Origin of the sequence: Streptomyces himastatinicus ATCC 53653, from assembly GCF_000158915.1 — a bacterium.
Taxonomy (GTDB): Bacteria; Actinomycetota; Actinomycetes; order Streptomycetales; family Streptomycetaceae; genus Streptomyces; species Streptomyces himastatinicus.
Genome location: NZ_GG657754.1, coordinates 5,748,990 through 5,750,676, shown reverse-complemented (window position 1 = coordinate 5,750,676; position 1,687 = coordinate 5,748,990). Strand labels below are relative to the sequence as shown.

The window sequence follows — 1,687 nt, the reverse complement described above, 5'->3', positions numbered from 1 at the left end:
AGGCCGGTGTCGCGGGCGAGCTGGGCGCGGGAGGCGGGGCCTTCGGCGCGGAGCCGGGCGAGGAGGAGGCGTTCGTTGTTGCTGCGCAGCCGCTGCCGGTTCCAGGGGCGGGCGTCGTCAGCCGTACGGGCGTCGTCACCGGCCACATCGGTCATCGCGGACCCCCATCCCGTACTCCCCGAACCCTTGACGGCATCAAGTAAGGCTCCTTAACTTAATCCATCCTACGGAGGTGGACATGTCCGGCACCGAGGGCGGCTTCGTCCGCCGCATCGGCCTCTTCCAGGCCACCGCCATCAACATGAGCCAGATGTGCGGCATCGGGCCGTTCGTCACCATCCCGCTCATGGTCGCCGCCTTCGGCGGTCCACAGGCCATCAGCGGCTTCGTCGCGGGCGCGGTGCTCGCGCTCGCCGACGGGCTGATCTGGGCGGAGCTGGGCGCCTCGCTGCCCGGGGCCGGGGGCAGTTACGTCTATCTGCGCCAGGCGTTCCAGTACCGCAGCGGCAAGCTCATGCCGTTCCTCTTCGTCTGGACGGCGATGCTGTTCATCCCGCTGATCATGTCCACGGGCGTGGTCGGTCTCGTTCAGTACCTGGGCTATCTGTGGCACGGCATGAGCCAGACGCAGGGGGATCTGGTCGGGCTCGGCGTCATCGCGCTCGTCATCGCGCTGCTGTGGCGCGGGGTCGAGCACATCGCGCGGATCACGGCCGTGATGTGGTGCGTGATGATCGCCTCGGTGGTGCTGGTCATCGCCGCCGCGTTCAGCCACTTCGACCCGGGGCAGGCGTTCACGTACCCCGCGCACGCCTTCGACCTGGGCAGCGGCGCCTTCTGGACCGGCTTCGCGGCCGGGCTGACCATCGGCATCTACGACTACCTCGGCTACAACACGGCCGCGTACATGGGCGCCGAGATCAAGGACCCCGGCCGCACCCTGCCGCGCGCGATCGTCGCCTCCATCCTCGGCATCATGGGCATCTACCTGCTGCTCCAGATCGGCACGCTCGGCGTCGTCGACTGGCACCGGATGCTCGACCCGAACTCGGTGGCGTCCCAGTCCGTCGCCTCCGCGGTGCTGGAGGAGACCTGGGGGAAGGGCGCGGCGAACGTCGTCACCGTCCTCATCCTGATCACCGCCTTCGCCTCCGTCTTCGCCGGACTGCTGGGCGGATCGCGGGTGCCGTACGACGCGGCCCGCGAGCGCGTCTTCTTCCGCCCGTACGGCACGCTCCACCCGCGGCACCGCTTCCCGGTGCTGGGACTGGCGACGATGGGCGTGGTGACCGCGGTCGGATTCCTCATCGGCCGCCACACCGATCTCGCCACGCTCATCCAGCTGCTGACGACGGTCATGGTGATCGTGCAGGCGCTGGCCCAGGTCCTCGCCGTCACCGTGCTGCGCCGCCGCCAGCCGACGCTGAAGCGGCCGTACCGGATGTGGCTCTACCCGGTGCCGAGCGTGGTGGCGCTGGTGGGCTGGCTGGTCATCTATGGCTACGCGGACAAGAACTCCCCCGGGCGGCACCCCATCGAATGGTCGCTGGCCTGGGTCGCGGCGGGGTGCGTGGCGTTCGTGCTGTGGGCGCGGACGGAGAAGGTGTGGCCGTTCGGGCCGAAGGAGATCAGCGAGGAGTACGCGAACGGGGGCGACCCCGACGCGGCGGACGCGCGGGGCGGCGCG

1 protein-coding gene is annotated in these 1,687 nt (G+C 70.0%); it reads left to right on the top strand.

What is annotated here, in order from left to right:
* Window positions 1–238: 238 nt before the first annotated feature.
* Window positions 239–1,687 (top strand): APC family permease (locus SSOG_RS24365; RefSeq protein ID WP_063631592.1); only part of this gene is annotated, 1,449 nt, incomplete at its 3' end.